Genomic DNA, 19,437 nt, shown 5'->3' with positions numbered 1-19,437 from the left:
CTCCCCACGCTCCACCCCTTGCCCAGCAATATCATCCGCGTATGCAGATCGTCATGCACTTCGCGGCTGACCTCACGCCCCAGATAGCTCAAGGTCTTGTAGCGCAGATCCACATAGCCAAGCTCGTAGTGCCGCGAGAGCGAGTGCCACAGCGCATTGGCGCCGGCCGACTGCCGCGCGCCGGTCATCAGGCAGAGCCCGGCGTCGAGCCCCCAGCGGTAGATCGCGGTGGCCAGGCCGCGCCGCTGGTACGCGGTCTCGTACTTGGAGTGCGGGGCGCGCAGGTAGCGGTCGGCGCGGCGGCCGACTTCGATCAGACGGTTGAAAACCGTGTAGCCAGCCAGGCGCTTGCGTGCCACGTCTTCCACGTAGACGTAGTACTCGCCGTCGGCCTCGCGGTAGCGGATCACCAGTTCCGGCGAATCCGTGCCGATGGCGGGGATGCCGTGAAGGCGGTCGCCCGGCCGGTTCAGGCGGCCGTAGATCGATCCGAACTCCTGGTCGAGATCGGCGGGACGGTGGCTGACATCGATGCGCAGCTCCAGCGCGCGCGCGAGCCACGGCATGAACATGCCTGGGGCCATGGCGGACATGGCAATCTCCTTTCAGTCGGATGCTTGCAGTGGTGGCGGCGCGCACGGCTGTGAGGCCGTCCGCGCAGCCGTTCGCTCCCGGCACGGGCCGATTTATCGCCAGGGCCCGGAGGCCAGCGAGGCGCCATTACGCCGGCATATGCTGGAAGCCCCGCGCCAGGGCGAAGATCACGACCATGAAAAACACCAGCACCAGCAGGACCTTGTAGAACATCGTTTTATCTCCGGAGAGGGGAAGAGACCGCGCAGGGAGCGCAGCGCTACTCGCGATCCGCACGGGATCGCCGCGGGCACGGACTGCCGCGCCCGCGACGTCAGGACACGGCCGGGTCCTCCCACCAGCCGCTGACGAGGCCTTCGGGCCTGGCCGCGGCCAGCACCCTCGCGCTCGCCGGCCAGGCATCGACCCTGACATCCAGCCCGGCATAGACGCCGTAGCCGGTGCCCGCGCGGATGTCTTCCTGCGTCTCCAGGCCCTCGCCCGCCTTGATGGCGCAATCGGCGGCGATGGCCTGGCGCGCCTTGATGCCCCACCCGGCTTCCAGGTGCATGCCGCAACGGATGCACGCACCGGACTCGATGCCGTGGCCGGCGCGGATGGTGTGGCGCGCGTCGATGGTGCCGCCGGCGCGGATGCTCTTGCCGCAATGGATGGCGCCCTGTGCGATCAGGTCCTGCCCGACCAGCGCGCTGCCTGCCAGCGAAATCCTGCCGCCGCACAGCACGTCCCAGCCGGCGCGCAGGTTGCCGCCGCCGGCGATGGCGTCTTCTGCTTCGATGCCCCAGCCGGCCTTGATATCGCCCGCGGCCTCGAGCGTGCCGCCGCTATGGATGCCGCCGCCTGCCTCGATGCCCTCGCCGGCGACGATGGCCCGGCCCGCCCGGATGCCGCCGCCGGCCCGGATGGTGCGGCCGGCCCTGACCGTGGAGTCGACGTCGATGCCGCCGCGCACTTCCAGCGAGCCGGCAAAGACCACGGCTTCGGCGCCGATGGCATCGAGGGCCAGCACGGCATCGGTGGGGCCAAACTGGTTCAGCAGCCAGCAGGCATCGTCGACGCGGCCGGCTTCGACCAGCGCGTCGAGCAAGTGCTGATAGTCGCTGCCGTCCTCCCGGTTACGGACGAACCAGCGGTAGCCATCGGCGCAGGGGCGCTTGGCTTTGACAAAATTTTTCGTGAGCTCCATGGCGATGAAGGCGTGCGAAGTGAATACCGCGAACGCGCCGCGGCAAAGGAAAAGGGTGCAAAGCCATGACGGGGCAGCAGCAGCGCTGCTGCCCCGTGCTCAATCAGAGATTGAGGAAGAGGTAAACGACGGCGACGGTGCCGATCGCACAGAGGGTCTTGTGGTAAATCGAAGACATGGCTGTTCTCCCAGGTTGCACGTTGGACAAGGGGCGCCAGGGCGCCCACAGGCAAAGTGCCGTGCGGGGAAAATCAGGAGCGGGTGGATGCGTCCTGGTTTCCCCGCACGGCCAAGAGAAGCACGGCGGCGAAACCATGGAGGTAGGCCGCGGCCGGTGTGGCGCAGCGCGAGCGCATGCCGCCCCGTGCCACGCACGCACGCGGTGCCGCGGCATGCATGGCATGCCGGCGGTTAGCGTTGTAGTGCGGGACGAAGTGCATGTGGTCTCGAATGAAGGGTGGCAAATCCTGCCAGGCGATGCCAGCGAGTTCGCTGGCGGTACGCACTGTTATGCCATATTGGGCGAGGCTTGTCCACCCGGAGCCCGCCCCTGCGCTCGCAGATGCGCGCGCATTAGCCTTTTTTCTGGTTATTCTCGCCGATAATGCGAGCAGGAACCGTCAGGCTGCGCCGGCGGCGCAAGGCGAAAAAACGCCTGCCGCCTGCTGTCTGGAATGAAGGCGCCCTGTCATCACGGGAGATCCCATGCATCTCGAAGGCTCATGCCATTGCGGCGCGGTCAGCTTCAGCCTGGAGTCGGACTCGCCTTACCCGTTCATGCACTGCTACTGCTCGATCTGCCGCAAGACCGCGGGCGGGGGCGGCTATGCCATCAACCTCGGTGGCGACGCGGCCACGCTGCGGGTTCGCGGCAAGAAGCATCTCGGCATCTATCGCGCCGTGATGCGCGAACCGGGACAGCGCCAGAAGCGTTCCAAGGCCCAGCGGCATTTCTGCGTGAAGTGCGGCAGTGCGCTCTGGCTATGGGATCCGCGCTGGCCGGAACTGGTGCACCCGCACGCGTCGGCTATCGACACGCCTCTGCCCAAACCGCCCGAGGTGGTGGAAGCCGCGCTGGATTTCGCCGCGCCCTGGGTCGACGTGCCCAAGGGCCGGGGCCACGTGCATTGCGGTACCTGGCCGTCGGAGTCGCTGGCGGAGTGGCACCGGCGCAAAGCCTTGTCAGGCTAGCTCAGCCGCGTGCCAGCATGATCGCGGCGGTGGCGATCAGGCACACGGCAAACAGTGCGCGCAGCCGCCGCTCGGGCATGCGATGGGCCAGCGCCACGCCCCATGAAATGGTCAGCATGCCCCCCAGGGACAGTGGAACGCCGCTGGCCCAGTCGACATGGCCGGCATGGGCATAGGTCGCCAGCGCTACCACCGCGCCGGGCGTGACCAGTGCCAGCGCCAGTCCCTGCGCTGCCGCCTGCCGGAACCCGAATAGCCCGACCAGCGCGGGCGCCGCCACCACCCCGCCCCCCACGCTGAAGAAGCCCGAGAACGCACCGCCCACCGCGCCCAGCGCGGGAATCCAGCGTGGCGACAGGCGGGCCTGCTGCGTCGTGGCGGCGCGCCCGGGCAGCAGGCGCCATAGGAAATACAACGCCATGCCGATCATGAAGCAGGCAAAGACGCGGCGCAGCAGCACGGCATCCATGGCGGTGGCGAGACGGGCCGAGACATAGGTGGCCAGCACCGCCGAGAGCCCTAGGATGGCAGCCGTGCCCAGTGCAACGTCGGCGCGGCGGCGGTATTGCCAGAAGCCGATCAGCACATTGGGGGCGATCATCACCAGCGCGGTGCCCTGCGCCAGTTGCTGGTCCATGCCATAGAGCAGCCCCAGCGCGGGAATGGCGATCAGGCCGCCGCCAATGCCGAACAGCCCGCCAACGGCGCCCAGCAGGCCACCCAGGCCAAAAATAAGGATGGACGACAACAGGTAATGATCGGGCATGGGGCGGGGCTTGAACAAAGCGCGCGGCCGGCGCTGGCTGGCGGTGGTGCCCCCGCAGTCGGCGGCGGGCCGGTCATTGTGTCATATATGTCGCTTTCGTCAGGGTTTTCCCTCGAAATTGTTTTGTTCAGGGGACGATGCCGGATTTTATTTCCCGGATGAAAGGAGTTTGTAATGCAGTTCGGTTTGAATGCGGGATTGAAATCTCGCGATGTGCAGGATATCGGCACGAACACGACTGGTTCAACGGAGATATGTGAACATTCGCGTCGTGGTGCACCAATTCGCCGGCGAGGTCGTTTACCGCACACCTAAGTCGAACCGAGCCAGATTGATCGTGCCTTTTTCCTTTCCTCGTTTCTTGCTGTTCAGCCTTCTCAGTGCCGTTGCAGGCACTGCCGTGGCTGGCTCAAATGTGCCGCATAGCGCACCATTGCCATTGGATGGTCCTTGTGTGGCACCACCATCCAAGGCGACGCTGACCCTTGCCCAGGTGCGTATGGACGCGCTGCGCTGCAACCGCGACATCATCGCGGCGCGCCGTAACGAGGAGGCTAGCCAGGCCGACATCCAGATTGCTTCGCAGCGGCCCAACCCGGTGCTCAGCCTGGGCGTGGCCAATATCAACCCGCACGCTGGCTTCAACTCGGGTGGCCCGCGCAGCAAGACGGTGGATTCGACCGTGCGCGTGGACCAGACCATCGAGACCGCCAACAAGGGCGGCCTGCGCGTGGACGCCGCGCGCGCCAATAGCCGTGCCGCGGGCGAAGTGCTGCAGGCCGTGATTACCCAGCAATCCAGCGCCGTCGAGCAGGCCTACTACGATGCGCTGGTCAGCCAGGAGCGGGTCGCCGTACTGAACGAGACCCTGGCCCTCTACGGCCGCACCCAGCAGGCCAGCGAGACGCGTCTGAAGTCCGGCGACGTTGCCCGCGCCGACGTGACCAAGCTGCAACTCGACGTGCTGCGCGCGCAGGCTGACCTGCGCAGCGCCATGGCCGGCCATGCCAGCGACAAGGCCGCACTGGCCCAGGCCATCGGCGTGCCGGGCACCCTGGCGGACAATCGCCTGGTGGCGGACTGGCCCGCCCTGGACGTGCCGGTGCCCGAGCCCGATGCCGAGACCGTGCAGCGCCGCCCTGACGTGACCGCGGCCGAGGCCCGCCTGGCCGCTGCGGCCAGCGCGCGCGACCTGGCCCGTGCCGGCCGCGTGCCCGACGTCACCGTAGGCGCGCAGGCCGAGCACTATCCGGTTTCGGCCGCCAACCAGACCGGCAGCGGCAACAGCTTCGGCGTATTCGTGTCCATCCCGCTATATATACGCCACAGCTTCGGCGGCGAGGCCCGCCGCGCCGAGGTGGACTATTACGCCGCGCTGGACGACCGCAACCGCGTGCTGCTCGAGGCGCAGAACGCGCTGGAGCGCTCGCGCAACCAGCTCGAAGCCGCGCGCCTGTCGCTCAGGCAGATGGTCGAGGGCGTGGTACCGACCGCCGAGAGCGTGGCCGGCAGCGCCGAGTTCGCTTACGCGAAGGGCGCCAGCGGCGTGCTGGACCTGCTCGATTCGCGCCGCGCGCTGCGCCAGACTCGCCTGGACGCAGTCACCGCCCAGGGCGAATTCGCCAAATCCTTGTCGGCCTATCGCGCCGCCCTGCAGTCTTCACCCAATTCCCAGGTCCGTACCGATGTGCCGCGTCCCTAATCCCGTGTCCGCCCAGATGTCCGCTTCGATGCCCGCCCCGATGACTGCTACGCCCGCCCCGCGGTCCCCCGTACGTGCTGCGGCCCGCCACGGCGTTTCCGCGCGGCTGGCCGCGTTCTCGCTGGTGGTGCTGGCGCTGGCCGCGTGCGGCAAGAAGGAAGCCCCGCCCCCCAGCGACGAGCCCAAGGTCAGCGGCAACATCGTTGAATTCCCGGCCTCGGTCAGGACGCTGCCTGGCATTTCGGGCCAGGCCGTCAAGAGCGGCGGCGAGCGCATGCTGAGCCTGCCGGGCCGCCTGGTCTGGAATGAAGACCGGACCGTGCGCGTGTCGACGCCGTTTGCCGGCCGTGTGACCGAGGTGCTGGTGCCGCCGGGGACCAATGTGAAGGCCGGGCAATCGCTCGCCACGCTGACCTCCACCGATTTCGGCGTGGCCCAGGCCGATGCGCGCAAGGCTGCCGCCGATGCCGCCTTTGCCAGCAAGGCGCTGGCGCGCCAGCGCGAACTGTACGGCGCCGGCATCGTGGCGCAGAAGGAACTGGAGCAGAGCCAGGCCGATGCCGCCCGCGCCAGCGCCGACCTGCAGCGCACCCAGGCCGCATTGCGCCAGTACGGCGCCGCCGCGCAGGGCGAGGGCGCGGTCAACCGCTTTGCCTTGCGCACGCCAATCGATGGCCTGGTGGTGGAGCGCAATATCAATATCGGCATGGAACTGCGTCCCGACCAGCCGCCCGCCGCACCGCTGTTCCTGGTGACCGATCCCACCGATCTGTGGGCGCAGGTCGATGCCGCCGAGGCGGACCTGGCGCTGTTCAAGCCAGGAGTGACCGTGCAACTGGTTTCCGCCGCCTATCCCGGCGAGACCTTTTCCGGCAAGGTCGTCAAGGTTGCCGACTACGTCGACCCCGCCGCGCGCAGCGTCAAGGTGCGCCTGTCGGTGCCTAACCAGGACCGGCGCCTGAAGGCGGAGATGTTCGTTACCGCCAGGCTGCAGGCTGCTTCCTTCCAGGGCATCAGCGTGCCGTCCAAGGCCGTGTTCCTGGCCGACAACCGCAGCTACGTGTTCGTGCGCACGGCGCAGAACCGGTTCGAGCGCCGCACGGTCAGGCTGGGCGTGTCGCTGCCGGGTATCAGCGAGGCGGTCGAAGGCCTCAAGGACGGCGATGTGGTGGTGACCGAGGGCAACCTGTACCTGCAGGACATCCTGCGCGACGCCACCGCGGTCAATGCGGCCCGCGCCAGCGAAGCCAGCAGCGCCAGCGCGAAGCAGTGAGGAAGACCGCCCCATGATTTCGCGTATCGTCCATTTCGCCCTGCACCAGAAGCTGTTCGTCTGGCTCGGCCTCGCCATCTTCATCGGCGGAGGCCTGGCGGCCTTCAAGAACCTGCCGATCGAAGCCTTCCCGGATGTCTCCGACATCCAGGTCAACGTCATCACGCTGTACCCGGGCCGCGCGGCCGAGGAAGTCGAGCGCCAGGTCACGATCCCGATCGAGACCGCGCTGGCCGGCACGCCGAATTCCGTGCGGGTGTTCTCGCACACCCAGTTCGGCCTGTCCTTCCTGATGGTCACCTTCAACGACAAGGCCACCGACGTGGTGGCCCGCCAGCAGGTGATAGAGCGCCTGCGCGGGGTCGACCTGCCCGACGGCGTGCAGCCGGAGCTGGCGCCGCTGTCCACCGCCATCGGCGAAATCTTCCGCTTTCGCCTGACCGGCAAGGGCTACACCGCGCAGGAACTGCGCACGCTGCAGGACTGGGTGGTCGAGAAGAACCTGCGCCAGGTCCCGGGCGTGGCGGACCTGGTCACCATCGGCGGCACCATCAAGCAGTACGAGGTGAACCCCAACCTGGCGAAGATGCGCGACGCCAGGATCTCGCTGTCGCAGCTCTTCACCGCCCTGCAGCGCGCCAACTCCAACGCCGGCGGCGGCGCTGTCGCGCACGGCCGCCAGCAGTACCTGCTGCGCTCGCTGGGCAGCTTCTACACGTCGGCCGACATCGCCAACGTGGTGGTATCGGAAGTGAACGGCACGCCGATCCTGGTCAAGGACATCGCCGAGGTGCGTATCGGCTCCGCGCCGCCCCAGGGCCTGATGGGCCAGGACGACGAGGACGACATCGTCTCGGGCATCGTGGTCATGCGCAAGGGCGAGAACCCCTCGCTGGTGCTGGAAGCGCTCAAGAAGAGGATCGACCTGCTGGACAGCACGATCCTGCCCAAGGGCGTGAAGATCGTGCCTTACTACGACCGCTCCACGCTGATCGACAAGACCCTGCACACCGTGTTCGGCAACCTGGTCGAAGGCGCGCTGCTGGTGATGGCGGTGCTGTACCTGTTCCTGGCCAATGTGCGCGCCGCGGCCATCGTGGCGCTGGTGATCCCGCTGGCGCTGCTGTCCACCTTCATCGGCCTGACCTGGGTGGGCATTCCGGCCAACCTGCTGTCGCTCGGCGCGATGGACTTCGGCATCATCGTGGACGGCGCGGTGATCGTGGTGGAGAACATCTTCAAGCGGCTGGGCGAACTGAAGGAAGCCCAGATCAAGGACAGCCGCGCGCGCATGCACGCCATCCTGCAGGCTACCACCGAGGTGGGCCGCCCGACGGTGTTCTCGATGATCATCATCATTGCCGCGCACATCCCGATCTTTACGCTGCAGCGCCACGAGGGCAAGATTTTCGCCCCCATGGCCTATACCGTGACCGGCGCGCTGATCGGCTCGCTGATCATCTCGCTGACGCTGGTGCCGCTGCTGTGCCACCTGCTGCTCACCAAGAACATCGCGCACGAGGACAACTTCATGGTGCGCCACAGCAAGCGCATCTACGAGCCGATGCTGGCCTGGGCGCTGGACCACAAGCGCACGGTGGTAGGCATTGCCGTGGGTTTGCTGGTGGCGACGGTCGGCGTGGGCAAGTTCCTCGGCAGCGAATTCCTGCCCGAGCTGGACGAGGGTTCGATGTGGGTCAGCTTCGACCTGCCGGCGTCGGTATCGATCGACGAAGCGCGCGACCAGGCCCGCCGCCTGCGTGGCGTGATTCGCCAGACGCCCGAGGTCAACACCACCATCTCCAAGGTGGGCCGTCCCGACGACGGCACCGATCCCAAGCTGATCAACACCGTCGAGATCCTGGTCGATCTCAAGCATGATAAGCAATGGCGCGCGGGTTACGACAAGCGCAAGATCATCAACGAGATCAACCGCAACCTGCGCCAGCTGCCCGGCATCGAGCCTAACTTCTCGCAGCCGGTGCGCGACAACATCCTCGAGAGCATCTCGCAGATCAAGGGCCAGATCGTGATCAAGGTGCAGAGCGACAGCCTGCAGCAGAACAAGCAGGTGGCCGACCAGATTCTCGCCAACGTGCAATCGGTCCAGGGTGTGATGCGCGCCTTTATCGACCGCGACGGCGAGCTGCCGCAGTACGTGCTGGAGTTCGACCGTGCCCAGGCCGCCCGCTATGGCATCAACGTGGCGGACGTGCAGGACCTGATGGAAACGGCGCTGGCCGGCAAGGCCGCCACCGAGCTGTGGGAGGGCGAGAAGCACTTCAGCGTGGCGGTGCGGCTCAAGCCGAGCGAGCGCGAGCTGCCCAACCTGCCGAACATCTTCATGCAGACGGCCGATGGCGCGCAGGTGCCGCTGTCGCAGCTGGTGCACTTCCGCGCGGCTTCCGGCGCGATGAACATCAGCCGCGAGAACGGCCAGCGCACCACCTCGATCGGCATCTTCATCCACGACCGCGACATGGGCAGCGTGGTGAAGGACATGCAGGCGCTGGTGGCCAGGAACGTCAAGGCCGACGACGTCAAGATCAGCTGGTCCGGCGAGTTCGAGAACCAGGAGCGCGCCATGGCGCGCCTGTCGATCGTGGTGCCGCTGTCGGTGCTGGTGATCTTCCTGCTGCTGTTCAACGCCTTCAAGTCGTTCAAGAGCGCCACCCTGATCATCTCGAACATCCCGTTCGCGCTGATCGGCGGCGTGTTCGCGCTGTTCCTCACCGGCATTCCGCTGTCGGTGTCGGCGGCGATCGGCTTTATCGCGCTGTTTGGCCAGGCCGTGCTCAACGGCGTGGTGATGGTGACCTACTTCAACCAGTTGCGCGACGAAGGCATGCCGGTGCGCCAGGCCGTGCTGACCGGTTCGATGGACCGCCTGCGCACGGTGCTGATGACCGCGCTGCTGGCCATGCTGGGCTTGTTCCCGATGGCGATTTCGCGCGCCATCGGCTCGGAAACCCAGCGCCCGCTCGCCATCGTCATCATCGGTGGCCTGATCACCGCCACCATGCTGACGCTGATCGTGCTGCCCACGCTGTACGAGTGGATGGTGGGGCGCAACTGGCCGGATGAAGAAAACGGCAATGGCGAGCAGAACCGCTTGTCGGATTCGCTGCCAGCCTGATGGTTGTTCTCCTCTCCCACTGGTGGGAGAGGAGATGCAGCCTTCGTCATTGCAAACGGTCTTGGTGCATCTGGCAGCTTCGTTTTGTGCCACCGGTTTGCTCCCCGCTCCCGCGCGGCGGGTGAGGGGCGGGGGGAGAGGGCGGGCGCTTCAGATGCCGCCGCATGCTGGCCGCTTGTCGGCCAGGAGGAGCAGTTCGCGTCCCGGGAAGGCCGGCCTTGGGTTCAACGGGTACCTATCGAAAACTCCTCTTGAAGAAGTTGCGTATCGCAAGTATATTGGTTGCGAACCGCAACTTTGGCGAGCCCGTTATGGACATAGTCGATCTTCCATCCAAATCCCGTGACGACGTGATCCGCGAGTTACGCGAGTTCTCCCGGAAGCTGGTCCGTGAGCTTGGCTTCATGCGGACAACTCTGGCCGATAGCGACCTTGCGCCCTCGGCTGTTCACGCGATCATCGAAATCGGACTCGCGCCGGGGATCCAGGCTCGAGACCTGGCCGGCCTGTTGCGGCTGGATAAGTCCAACATGAGTCGGCAAATTGCCAAGCTGGAATCGATCGGGCTACTGACCCGTCAGGCGGCGAGCGACGATGGACGATCGTATCAACTCTATTTGACTGACGCTGGTCAGAAACTCCGCAAAAAGATTGATCGATTTGCGACAGACCAGGTATCCAGCGCACTTCGACGGCTGGTTCCTGCCGACCAGCAAACGCTGGCTCGATCTCTTTCGCTGTATGCGGGCGCACTGGCGCAGGACAACGCCAGCAAGATGCCTCGGCTTGCGGATGGGTGGGACGAACAGATTCAGGAAGGCTATCAGCCTGGTTGCATTGGCGATGTTGCAAGCATGCATGCGCGTTTCTACTCGCGGACAGCCGGTTTCGGTGTCTTCTTCGAAAGGAAGGTCGCCACGGAATTCGCCGAATTTGCCCAGGCTTTGCCATCGTCCGGCAAGGCGCTGTGGCTGTATATGGAAAACGGCAGGTCCCTGGCCTCGCTCGCGATCGACGGGAATGAGAATACCGGGGTCGCGCATCTGCGCTGGTTCATCGTGGATGAATCGTTGCGCGGATCGGGCGTTGGAAGCCGGTTACTCAGCCATGCAATGGATTTTGTCGATGAGCGGTTCGGCGAGACCTATCTCTGGACCTTCAAAGGCCTCGACGCAGCGCGCCACCTGTACGAGGCGTCGGGCTTCCAGTTGACGGACGAAGCAGAGGGATCGCAGTGGGGAACGGCTGTTATCGAGCAACGGTTCAGCCGCCAATCCAACGAGGTGCGGTGACAGGTTTCTGGGTGTTGAGGCGGTCTATGTCCGCCTCGGATAGGATGCGGCCTCCGCGCGTTTGCCCGTGGCCGAATCAGGCGCTTGCGAGCGCAGCAAGGTGGCCGGCGAAATCACCGCCCGCGCTAGCCGCGTTCACATGATCGAAATAGCCGTACCAGCCGCTGGCCCCGATGCCCGCCAGCAAGGCGTCGCGTGCCTGCGCGCCGGGGCAGCGCCAGATGCCCAGGAAGCGATGCGCGCTGGCGTGGTCGATATCCGGTTCGGTCTCGCCCAGCGCCAGGACTTCAACCCCGAGGCTGGACAGGCCGCCCATGCCGCTCCTGATGCCTTCCAGGAACTGCTGTCGCTGTTGCGCCGGCAAGGCCAGCCAGGCCGGCTTGGGTGTGTAGAGTTCGATCAGGTAGTGGGGCATAGGGGGTTCCTTTCATCACAGGTTGCGCTGCGCGCGGTTGCAAATGCGGCGGGTTGCGGCGGCCGGTTCGTCCCGCTGCCAGCGCCGGCACAGTGCGCGAACCCAGTCGGGATTGTCCTTGGCTGCATCGTTGAGCCAGTTGGCCACCGAATCCTGCACATAGGCCGAGCTGTCGGCCTTCAGCGGTTCCAGCACCGGCAGGGCCTGCTGCGGATTCTGCTTCAGCGCCGTGATGTGCGCGCACCAGACGCCGCGCGGGCGCAGCGCCTCGCTGGCAAAGCGGCGCAGGCGCTCGGCGGGCGACGCGGTCCAGCCGGCAAGCAGCGCGATGCTGCTGTCGAGATCTTCCGCGAGGTACGGGCGGACAGCCATCCAGGCCCACTCGCGCACGCCGAAATGCGGGTCGTCGGCCAGCGGCCGGATGGCCGCGAGCCGCTGTGCCAGGCCCAGGCCCGGTTGCCTGCCGGCCATGAAGCAGGCCCAGCCGCGTACGGTATCCGACGGATGCCCCTGGCAACGTGCGATGCCTGCGGGGCCGAGCTGCGCGAGCAGGACGGCGCCGATGCCGGCCATGCGCTTGAGGATGCCTGACTGGCCGGCGGCTTCGACTTGACCGGCAGCCTCTGGCGTGAGGTCGGGAAACACGGCGCGCAGCAGCCTGGCCTGGTCCAGCGCCAGGCATTCCGCCAGCGTGGCGCTCTGCAGTTCGCCACGCTCCAGCGCGTCCAGTACGTCGGGCGGAACAGCCTTGACGCGGCTGGCGCCCTTGCGGGTTGCGGGCAAGGTCATGCCGGATCTCCCAGCCCGCCGCCGCGCTTGGCCATGCCCGCCGAGACCTTGCGCAGCAGGGCGCCGAGCATGCTGCGTTCCTGCACGGACAAGTCACCGAACAGGCTGGCGATCCAGCGGCCGTGTTCGTCGAACACCTTGCTGGCGACTTGCTTGCCCTTGCGTGTCAGCCGGATGGTCAGGGCGCGCCGGTCGGTGGCATCGGCATGCCGTTCGATCAGCGCCTCGCGCTCCAGTCCGTCGAGCAGGCCGGTGACGGTGGCGCGCGTCACGCCAGCCTGCTGGGCGAGCGTATTGGGCGCCAGCCCGTCCTGGGCCGCGTCCAGCAGGAACAGCAGTACGAAACGTCCTTCGGACAGCCCGTGCGGCGCCAGCAGCGCGGCGCAGTCGCGGTCGATCGCCGACGCCAGCGACAGCGCCTGGAAGCACAGCCGGATGCTGTCCAGATCGGGCAGTTTGCGTCGTTCGGCTTCATTCAGCAGGGCGAGGTACTTCTGTTCGAGAGCATTCATGGTGCCGCCATATTATATGGCGGCTAATCAATTGGCAAGATGAAAGTGGGCGGATGTTGCCGGCGCTAGCGCGTCATGGATCAAGCGGAAGGTTGCACAAGCCATCCCGGCATCCGGTCGGCCAGCAGCACCAGGCATGCGCCAATCACGGTCGCCGCGACGCGGTCCTCCAGCATCGCGCCGTCGGCCGGCCGGCTCGCCTCCATGATCAGGACCATCAGCGGGGTCATCACTACCGAGTAGGCGAGGTAGTTCCTCGCGCGCAGCAAGGGCCGCAAGCCCGCGAGCCATCCCGCATTGATCGCCACGACCCAGAGCGGCAGCCGATAGCCCAGCAACAAGGCCGCGCCGAGCACGCCCAGCACGGTGCCCGCCACGCGCTGCGTAGTCTTGATCGAGAAGACCTCGGGCTGACGCTGGATCAGGATCGCCACCGTCAGCGCGGTCCATTCGAAGTGGTGGCCGGGGAACAGCCAGCGCAAGAGGCTGGCGCCACCAAGGGCGAACACCAGCCTTGCCGTGTACTGCCATCCGGACAGCGTTGCCAGTGTGCGCTTCCATCGCCTGAAGCGCTGCGCCGCAGTGGCCGCCGGCACGGGCGCCGCCTGCTCCATGGGCGCGCCAGGTTGCCGCCGCGCCCGCGCCCAGGGCCCGGCGAGCATCAGCAGCAGGCATGTCCACAGCGCGCCGGCTAGCGTCAACAGCAGGAAGCCGGCCCGGTGCGGTGCGTTGCCGGCCACGCCGGCGGCCATGATCAGCAACAGCACGAAGCGCGTGGTGGCGACGGCCACCGGGCGGCTATACCCGCTGATGATTGCCGCCGTGCCGGCCAGCAGGATGACGATGGCATCGGTCAGGGCGCCATGGCCGGCCACCATGGATGCGACGGATGCCGCTGCGGCGAGCGGGGCAAGCTGGGCGGCGAGATCCAGGGCATGGGAGCCGGCGTCATGGGCGGGCTCGCCCCTGGCGCCTGCGCCAATGGCAAGGCTGCCCAGCGCAGCGGCCAGGCCAAGGGAAAGATGTCCCATTGCGCCCGCCAACAGCAACGGTACGGCCATGCCAAATGCCGCGGCCAGCATGTCGCCGGGATGGACCTGCGTGTCCGCGGACCAGTGCAAGGCCTTGGCCAGATGTGTTTTTTCGCTCAATCTCCGCCTCCGTGATTTTGTGGTCCCGGTGTTGCAGGCTGCCAGGCAACTGCGAGGCAACTGCCCGGGCGCGTCACTCGTCCGCCCTGTGCGCCATGAAATCCCGCGGCGCTTTTCCCAGCGCGCGGCGGAACATGGTGGAGAAGGCGCCGGCGTTGGCGTAGCCGGTTTCCGCCGCCACATGCGCCAGCGGCCTGCCGCGGTTTATCAGGTCGACTGCGTGGGCCAGCCGCAGTTGCTGGCGCCAGGCGGCGAAGCTGGTGCGCAGTTCGGTGCGGAACAGCCGCGCCAGGGTACGCTCGCTTGCGCCCGTGCGCTCGGCCCATTGCGCCAGGCTCAAGGCCGAGCCGGGCTCTTCCATCAGCGCATCGCACAGCGCCTTGAGGCGGCGGTCGGTGGGCAGGGCCAGTCCCGGCCAGAGCGTGGGCGCTGCCCGCAATTCCTCGAGCAGCAGGGCGGCGCTCAACTGGCGGTGGCGCGGGGACAGCGGGACGGAATCGGCCAGGGCCACCATCAGATGGCGCATCAGCGCCGACACTTCCAGTACCGAGCACGTTGTGAGCGGCAAGGGCGACGCAGCCGGCAATACATAGCAGGCGTGGAGCGCTGTCTCGCCCAGCGTGACCACTTCGTGCTCCACCTCCGGCGGAATCCAAACCGCCCGCATGGTCGGCACCACCCACGTGGTACCCGCCGCGGTCACGCGCATGCTGCCGCGCAGCGGGAAGGATATCTGTCCCCACGTATGCCGGTGCCGGCGAATGATCGCGTTGGGCGGCGGCAGGCGCAGGTGCACGATGACCGGTTGTTCGGCAGTGGGCTGCGTCAGCGGCACGGGCTGGTAAGTGGTGCGTGGCATCTGGCGGGTTCCGGCTTGCGGCGTGACGGCGTGACGTGAGGGTGTGGCTGGAATTCGTAAGAAATTGCCCGAGAAGTGTAACCCGGCCAGATCGCACGGACCTACGATGGCGCTTTTCGCAAGGCATCAACGGAGCCCCCCTATGCGCAATTCCAGCCAGCCCGGCCTGTCCCCACCCGCCGCTTCCATCGCGTCCGCCGTATCCGCTTGCGCCGCCGTGCCTCCCGTGCCAAAGCCGGCCGCGCCCGCTGCGGGCAAACTGTCGGATAGCGCGCGCGCCGGTGCCGTCGTTGCACTATGCGTGGCGGTGGTGTGGCTGGCGGGACGGGCCACCGGCGCGCCGGATGCGCTGGTGCTGGCGGCGGCGCTGGTGTTGTCCACCGTCTGCTGCTGGGCGCTTGGCGTGCTGCCGGAACCCGCCACCACCCTGCTGTTTTTCCTGTGCGCCGTGCTGCTGCATGTGGCGCCGCCATCGGTGGTGTTCTCCGGCTTTGCCTCCGCCGCGTGGTGGCTGATGTTCGGCGGCGCGGTGACCGGCCTGGCGTTGCGCCAGACCGGCCTGGCGCAGCGGCTGGCCGCGATCATCTTTCGCGGCCGGACGGGCAGCTACCGCCAGGTGATCGCTACCGTGGCGCTCAGCGCGGTCGGCCTGGCGTTCCTGATGCCGTCGACCACGGGGCGCGTCATGCTGCTGATGCCGATCGTGCTGGCCCTGGCCGATCGCCTTGGCTTCGCGCCCGGCTCCAACGGCCGCATCGGCATGGTGCTGACGGTGGCCGCGGCCAGCTATATGCCGCCCACCGCCATCCTGCCGGCCAATATCCCGAATAGCGTGCTGCTCGGCGCGGCGAACTCGGTGTACGGCATCAATCTCAGCTATGGCAGCTACCTGATGCTGCATTTCCCCATCCTTGGCGTGCTGAAGACTGTGGTGCTGGTCTGGCTGGTGTGCAGGATGTTTCCCGAGCATGGGCCGCTCGCCGCCTTGCCCCGGCAGGACACGGCCGCGCCGGGCCGCCAGGAGAAGACGCTGGCCATCATCCTGGCGCTTGCCGTGGCCGGGTTTGCCACCGATACCCTGCACGGCATCTCGCCCGCATGGATCTCGCTGGCGGCCTGCATCGTCTGCCTGCTGCCGGGTGTAGGGCTGGTCTCCGCGCGCATGCTGGCCGAGCAGGTGCATCTCACGCCCCTGCTCTATGTGGCGGGCTTCCTCGGCCTGGGCGCGGTGGTGGAATCGACGGGCCTGGGGACCGCCATCAGCGCGGCGCTGCTGCGCTGGCTGCCGCTCGCGCCGGGACATACCGCCGCCAACGTGGCCGCGCTGGGCGCGGTCGGGGCCAGCCTCGGGCTGATGACCACGCTGCCCGGCCTGCCCGCCGTGCTGACGCCCCTGGCCCGGGAACTGTCGCAGGCCACCGGCTTGTCCCTGGAGGCCGTGCTGATGCTGCAGGTGCCGGTGTTTTCCACGGTGTTTTTCCCATATCAGTCGCCGCCCATCGTCATCGCCATGCAACTTGGCGGGGTTGGGCTGCGCGAGGGCACGCGGCTGTGCCTGGCGCTGGCGGCGCTGACCTTGCTCGTGCTGCTGCCGCTGGACTACTTCTGGTGGCGCCTGCTGGGCTATCTGCCCTGAATCGATGCCGCGCCGGCAAGCTTGCGCTATCTGAGGCATGATCTCGGCCTTCGGCCTCTGGTTAACCCGAGGTCCATCGTACGGAATGCCATCATGACAACAAGAGCGGAATGCACGCTCCGCGCGCAAACGGCCCCCGTGGGCGGCACGAACTGGATGACACTGCTGCTGGCCACTGCCTGCGGCCTGATCGTGGCCAACCTGTATTACGCGCAGCCGCTGATCGGCCCGATCGGTCATGCGCTGGGCCTGTCGCCACAGGCCGCCGGCCTGATCGTCACGCTGATCCAGGCCGGCTATGGCCTGGGCCTGCTGCTGATCGTGCCGCTGGGCGACGTCATCGAGAACCGCCGGCTGATCTGCACCTTGCTGGCCGCGAGCGCGCTGGCGCTGGCGGCCGCGGCGCTGGCCGGGCAGGCCGGGGTGTTCCTGATGGCGGCGGCGTGCATCGGCCTGAGTTCAGTGGCCGCCCAGGTGCTGGTGCCCTTTGCCGCGCACCTGGCACCGGAGCACGCACGAGGCCGCGTGGTGGGCAATGTGATGAGCGGCCTGATGCTGGGCATCATGCTGGCGCGGCCGGTGGCCAGCCTGGTCACCGACCTGTGGGGCTGGCATGCCATTTTCGCCGGCTCGGCGGCGGGCATGGCTTTGCTGAGCGCGGTCCTGGCGCGTTTGCTGCCGGAACGCCGCCCATCGCCGGCCGTCCGCTATCGCGCCTTGCTGGCGTCGATGTGGCAATTGCTGGGCGCGCAGCCGGTGCTGCGGCGGCGCGCGGCCTACCAGGCTTGCATGTTTGGCGCTTTCAGCCTGTTCTGGACCACGGTGCCCTTGTGGCTGGCGGGCCCCGGGTTCGGCCTGAGCCAGAAAGGCATCGCCTTGTTCGCGCTGGCCGGCGTGGCCGGCGCGGTGGCTGCGCCCATCGCCGGACGGGTGGCCGATCGCGGGCACGGCCGGCGCATGACCGCATTGGCCATGCTGCTGGCGGCTGGTTCGTTCCTGTTGGGGCTGGTGGGCACGCCGGGTACGCCGTTGGCACTGGCGGCACTGACCCTCGCCGCCATCGTGCTGGATTTTGGCGTGGCGGCCAACCTGGTGGTAGGGCAGCGCGCCATCTTTGCGCTCGGTGCGCAATATCGCAGCAGGCTGAACGGTCTTTTCATGGCGGTCTTCTTTACGGGCGGTGCCATTGCCTCGGCCGTGGGTGCGTGGGCTTTTGCCCAGGGCGGCTGGCGCCTCACCAGCGCGATCGGCCTTGGCCTGCCGGTGCTGGCTGGCCTTTACTTCGCCACCGAGCGCGGTCCGGCGGGTGCGCCGCGGCATTGAATGACGGATTGCCCGGTCTCCAGGGGCGCGGCTAAAGGCCGCGCCGGGGAGACCGTCTTCGTCATTTCCTGGTCATCCTTGAGGGCATGAGCCGGCATCAGCCGGCTTTTTTTTCGCTTCCGATCCAAATGACTGCTTTCAATATCAACTGGAAGTATTACTATTCGTTACGAAATATTACGAGGCGGATACAATTTGTGCGCGGGCGATGCCAGGCAGCAGGGCGCGCTCGCGATGTTTCGGTCAGGTTGAATTGCTTGCCAGCCCCACCTGGCGGGCGTGGCGGTTTGGATTTTGGCGCAGCGCAATACAAGACCGGGTACCGGCTTTGCTGCAATGGAAACAGGGGAGCATTTAGTCGTGCAGGGACCAGTATCGAGCCTTCAATGGTTGTCGGGCATCAGCGGCAGGGGATTCTTCCAGGATATCGGGCCGCTTTTCTATTTTCGCTACCTGGCGACGCTCGCCGCGTTGTCGTCGTTCTGCCACCCGCCGGGCGGCAAGAGATGGTGGTTGAGGCGCATCAAGCTGATCTGCCTCTCGGCGTTTCGCTATGCCTCGGTGCGCAACTGGCTGCAGGCCGTCGATTCCTGCGCCTTGATGCAGCGCGTGGTTACGGCAAAGCCAGCGCTGCTGGAGCGCCCATATCGTCCGCTCGGCGCATCGGGGCTGAGCTTCCGGGAACGCGTCCGTACCGTGCTTGACCACTACCGCACCCTGGTTGCGCTGGTTCCGCCGGCGCTCGGCGAGCGGATCTACCTGGACGGCGGGCTCGAATGCGCCATGGGAGAGGGGCGTTATACGCTGCGCCTGGGCGATTCCGGGCCGAATCCCAGGGAGGGCGAACTGGCTTTCTACTGGCGGGACACGGCCAGCGGCGTCTGCCTGAGCCAGCTCAGCTTCTATCTGGCGCAAGGCAAGGGCGGCCCCGAGATATTCGTGGGCGGTCTGCAGGGACCCATGGGCGAGAACAGCCGCGACCTGATCCGGGAATCCACCAAGGCATGCGATGGCCTGCGCCCCAAGGATGCGGTCATGGAAGCCTTGCTTGGTTTCGCCGCCATCCTCGGCGCGCGGCGCATCGTTGGTGTTTCCAGACGCAACCACGTCGGCCGTCAGCGCAACACGCCGCGCGAGATCCGCAGTGACTATGACGGGTTCTGGATGGAGTGCGCCGGCGTTCCCCTGGCTTGCGGCAACGTCGAGATGCCGGTCAACCAGCCGCGCCGGGACGCGATGGAACTGCCTTCCAAGAAGCGCGCGGCATACCGGCGCAAGCTGGCGCAGGTAGACGCCATTCACGCGGCGGTGCATGACTGGCTGGCCGTGCCGGCCGGGGCCCGGGCCGTGGCGCCGGCGCCCGTGCTGGCCCGGATCGCGCCGCGCGTCAGCAGGGAGCCGCTAGCGGCCTGAGCATCGGCCAGTTCGCGAACCTGCTGCATCGGCCGAAACCGACCGGATGTGCCAAAGCCGTTTGAAAAGCCCGACGGTTGTCACTTCCTCTCCCCTGGTCGGCAGCAGGCCGGGGAGAGGGGTGGTCTGGCTAGGAGCCACTGCCAGCGAAGCCGACAGTTCTGAGTTTGACTTTGACGTTAAGCCGTTGACGTATTAG

At 67.0% G+C, this 19,437-nt stretch carries 16 protein-coding genes; 8 read left to right on the top strand and 8 right to left on the bottom strand.

What is annotated here, in order from left to right; genetic code table 11:
• Both P3W85_RS18695 and P3W85_RS18690 read right to left on the bottom strand, forming a co-directional pair.
• Positions 1-593, bottom strand: a 593-nt coding sequence (locus P3W85_RS18695) for an N-acetyltransferase (protein WP_276265895.1), incomplete at its 3' end; no start/stop codon positions are given.
• Between the two features lie 314 nt (positions 594-907).
• Positions 908-1,780, bottom strand: a complete 873-nt coding sequence (locus tag P3W85_RS18690) for a hypothetical protein (RefSeq protein ID WP_276265894.1) — start codon at positions 1,778-1,780, stop codon at positions 908-910.
• Between the two features lie 705 nt (positions 1,781-2,485).
• Here P3W85_RS18690 and P3W85_RS18685 point away from each other — a divergent pair.
• The gene (locus P3W85_RS18685) at positions 2,486-2,971 is read left to right on the top strand and encodes a GFA family protein (protein ID WP_017230331.1); all 486 of its coding nucleotides are present in this window, start codon (positions 2,486-2,488) and stop codon (positions 2,969-2,971) included.
• A 1-nt stretch (position 2,972) separates the two neighbouring features.
• Here the strand turns inward: P3W85_RS18685 and P3W85_RS18680 are convergent, their stop codons facing one another.
• Positions 2,973-3,737 (bottom strand): sulfite exporter TauE/SafE family protein, encoded by a 765-nt coding sequence (locus tag P3W85_RS18680; RefSeq protein WP_276265893.1) that lies wholly within the window; start codon positions 3,735-3,737, stop codon positions 2,973-2,975.
• A 400-nt stretch (positions 3,738-4,137) separates the two neighbouring features.
• On the opposite strand from P3W85_RS18680, the gene P3W85_RS18675 reads away from it, so the two are divergent.
• The 4 genes from P3W85_RS18675 to P3W85_RS18660 all read left to right on the top strand — a co-directional run bounded on the left by P3W85_RS18675 (position 4,138) and on the right by P3W85_RS18660 (position 11,140).
• Entirely contained in the window at positions 4,138-5,439 is a 1,302-nt protein-coding gene (locus P3W85_RS18675) for a TolC family protein (protein ID WP_430869568.1), read from the top strand.
• Positions 5,440-5,479: 40 nt separating this feature from the next.
• Positions 5,480-6,712 carry an efflux RND transporter periplasmic adaptor subunit gene (locus P3W85_RS18670; RefSeq protein ID WP_276265891.1) on the top strand — a complete coding sequence of 411 codons (1,233 nt, stop codon included), beginning with the start codon at positions 5,480-5,482 and terminating at the stop codon, positions 6,710-6,712.
• Between the two features lie 13 nt (positions 6,713-6,725).
• Positions 6,726-9,848, top strand: a complete 3,123-nt coding sequence (locus P3W85_RS18665; protein ID WP_276265890.1) for an efflux RND transporter permease subunit — start codon at positions 6,726-6,728, stop codon at positions 9,846-9,848.
• A 311-nt stretch (positions 9,849-10,159) separates the two neighbouring features.
• Positions 10,160-11,140, top strand: a complete 981-nt coding sequence (locus tag P3W85_RS18660) for a bifunctional helix-turn-helix transcriptional regulator/GNAT family N-acetyltransferase (RefSeq protein WP_276265896.1) — start codon at positions 10,160-10,162, stop codon at positions 11,138-11,140.
• Between the two features lie 76 nt (positions 11,141-11,216).
• On the opposite strand, the gene P3W85_RS18655 is transcribed toward P3W85_RS18660, so the two are convergent.
• From P3W85_RS18655 to P3W85_RS18635, 5 genes are all read right to left on the bottom strand, one after another.
• On the bottom strand, positions 11,217-11,555 hold the full coding sequence (locus tag P3W85_RS18655) for a DUF6616 family protein (protein WP_276265889.1): 339 nt from the start codon (positions 11,553-11,555) through the stop codon (positions 11,217-11,219).
• Between the two features lie 15 nt (positions 11,556-11,570).
• Positions 11,571-12,344, bottom strand: coding sequence for a DNA alkylation repair protein (locus P3W85_RS18650; protein ID WP_276265888.1), 774 nt, complete (start codon positions 12,342-12,344; stop codon positions 11,571-11,573).
• Positions 12,341-12,856 (bottom strand): MarR family winged helix-turn-helix transcriptional regulator, encoded by a 516-nt coding sequence (locus P3W85_RS18645; protein ID WP_017230214.1) that lies wholly within the window; start codon positions 12,854-12,856, stop codon positions 12,341-12,343. Before P3W85_RS18645 ends, P3W85_RS18650 begins: the two co-directional genes overlap by 4 nt.
• A gap of 80 nt (positions 12,857-12,936) precedes the next feature.
• A complete protein-coding gene (locus P3W85_RS18640) occupies positions 12,937-14,007 on the bottom strand; it encodes an FUSC family protein (protein ID WP_276265887.1) in 1,071 nt (356 codons plus the stop codon).
• 73 nt (positions 14,008-14,080) lie between these two features.
• A complete protein-coding gene (locus P3W85_RS18635; protein WP_276265886.1) occupies positions 14,081-14,866 on the bottom strand; it encodes an AraC family transcriptional regulator in 786 nt (261 codons plus the stop codon).
• Positions 14,867-15,008: 142 nt separating this feature from the next.
• Here P3W85_RS18635 and P3W85_RS18630 point away from each other — a divergent pair, with 142 nt between their 5' ends.
• From P3W85_RS18630 to P3W85_RS18620, 3 genes are all read left to right on the top strand, one after another.
• Entirely contained in the window at positions 15,009-16,502 is a 1,494-nt protein-coding gene (locus P3W85_RS18630; protein ID WP_276265885.1) for an SLC13 family permease, read from the top strand.
• Between the two features lie 93 nt (positions 16,503-16,595).
• On the top strand, positions 16,596-17,825 hold the full coding sequence (locus P3W85_RS18625) for an MFS transporter (protein ID WP_276265884.1): 1,230 nt from the start codon (positions 16,596-16,598) through the stop codon (positions 17,823-17,825).
• Between the two features lie 360 nt (positions 17,826-18,185).
• On the top strand, positions 18,186-19,238 hold the full coding sequence (locus tag P3W85_RS18620) for a VirK/YbjX family protein (RefSeq protein WP_276265883.1): 1,053 nt from the start codon (positions 18,186-18,188) through the stop codon (positions 19,236-19,238).
• The last annotated feature ends 199 nt before the right edge of the window (positions 19,239-19,437 follow it).

The sequence above is a fragment of the Cupriavidus basilensis genome (genome assembly GCF_029335485.1).
Lineage (GTDB): Bacteria > Pseudomonadota > Gammaproteobacteria > Burkholderiales > Burkholderiaceae > Cupriavidus > Cupriavidus basilensis_E.
The sequence above is the reverse complement of the archived record's forward strand: the minus strand, read 5'-3'. Positions and strand labels throughout refer to the sequence as shown.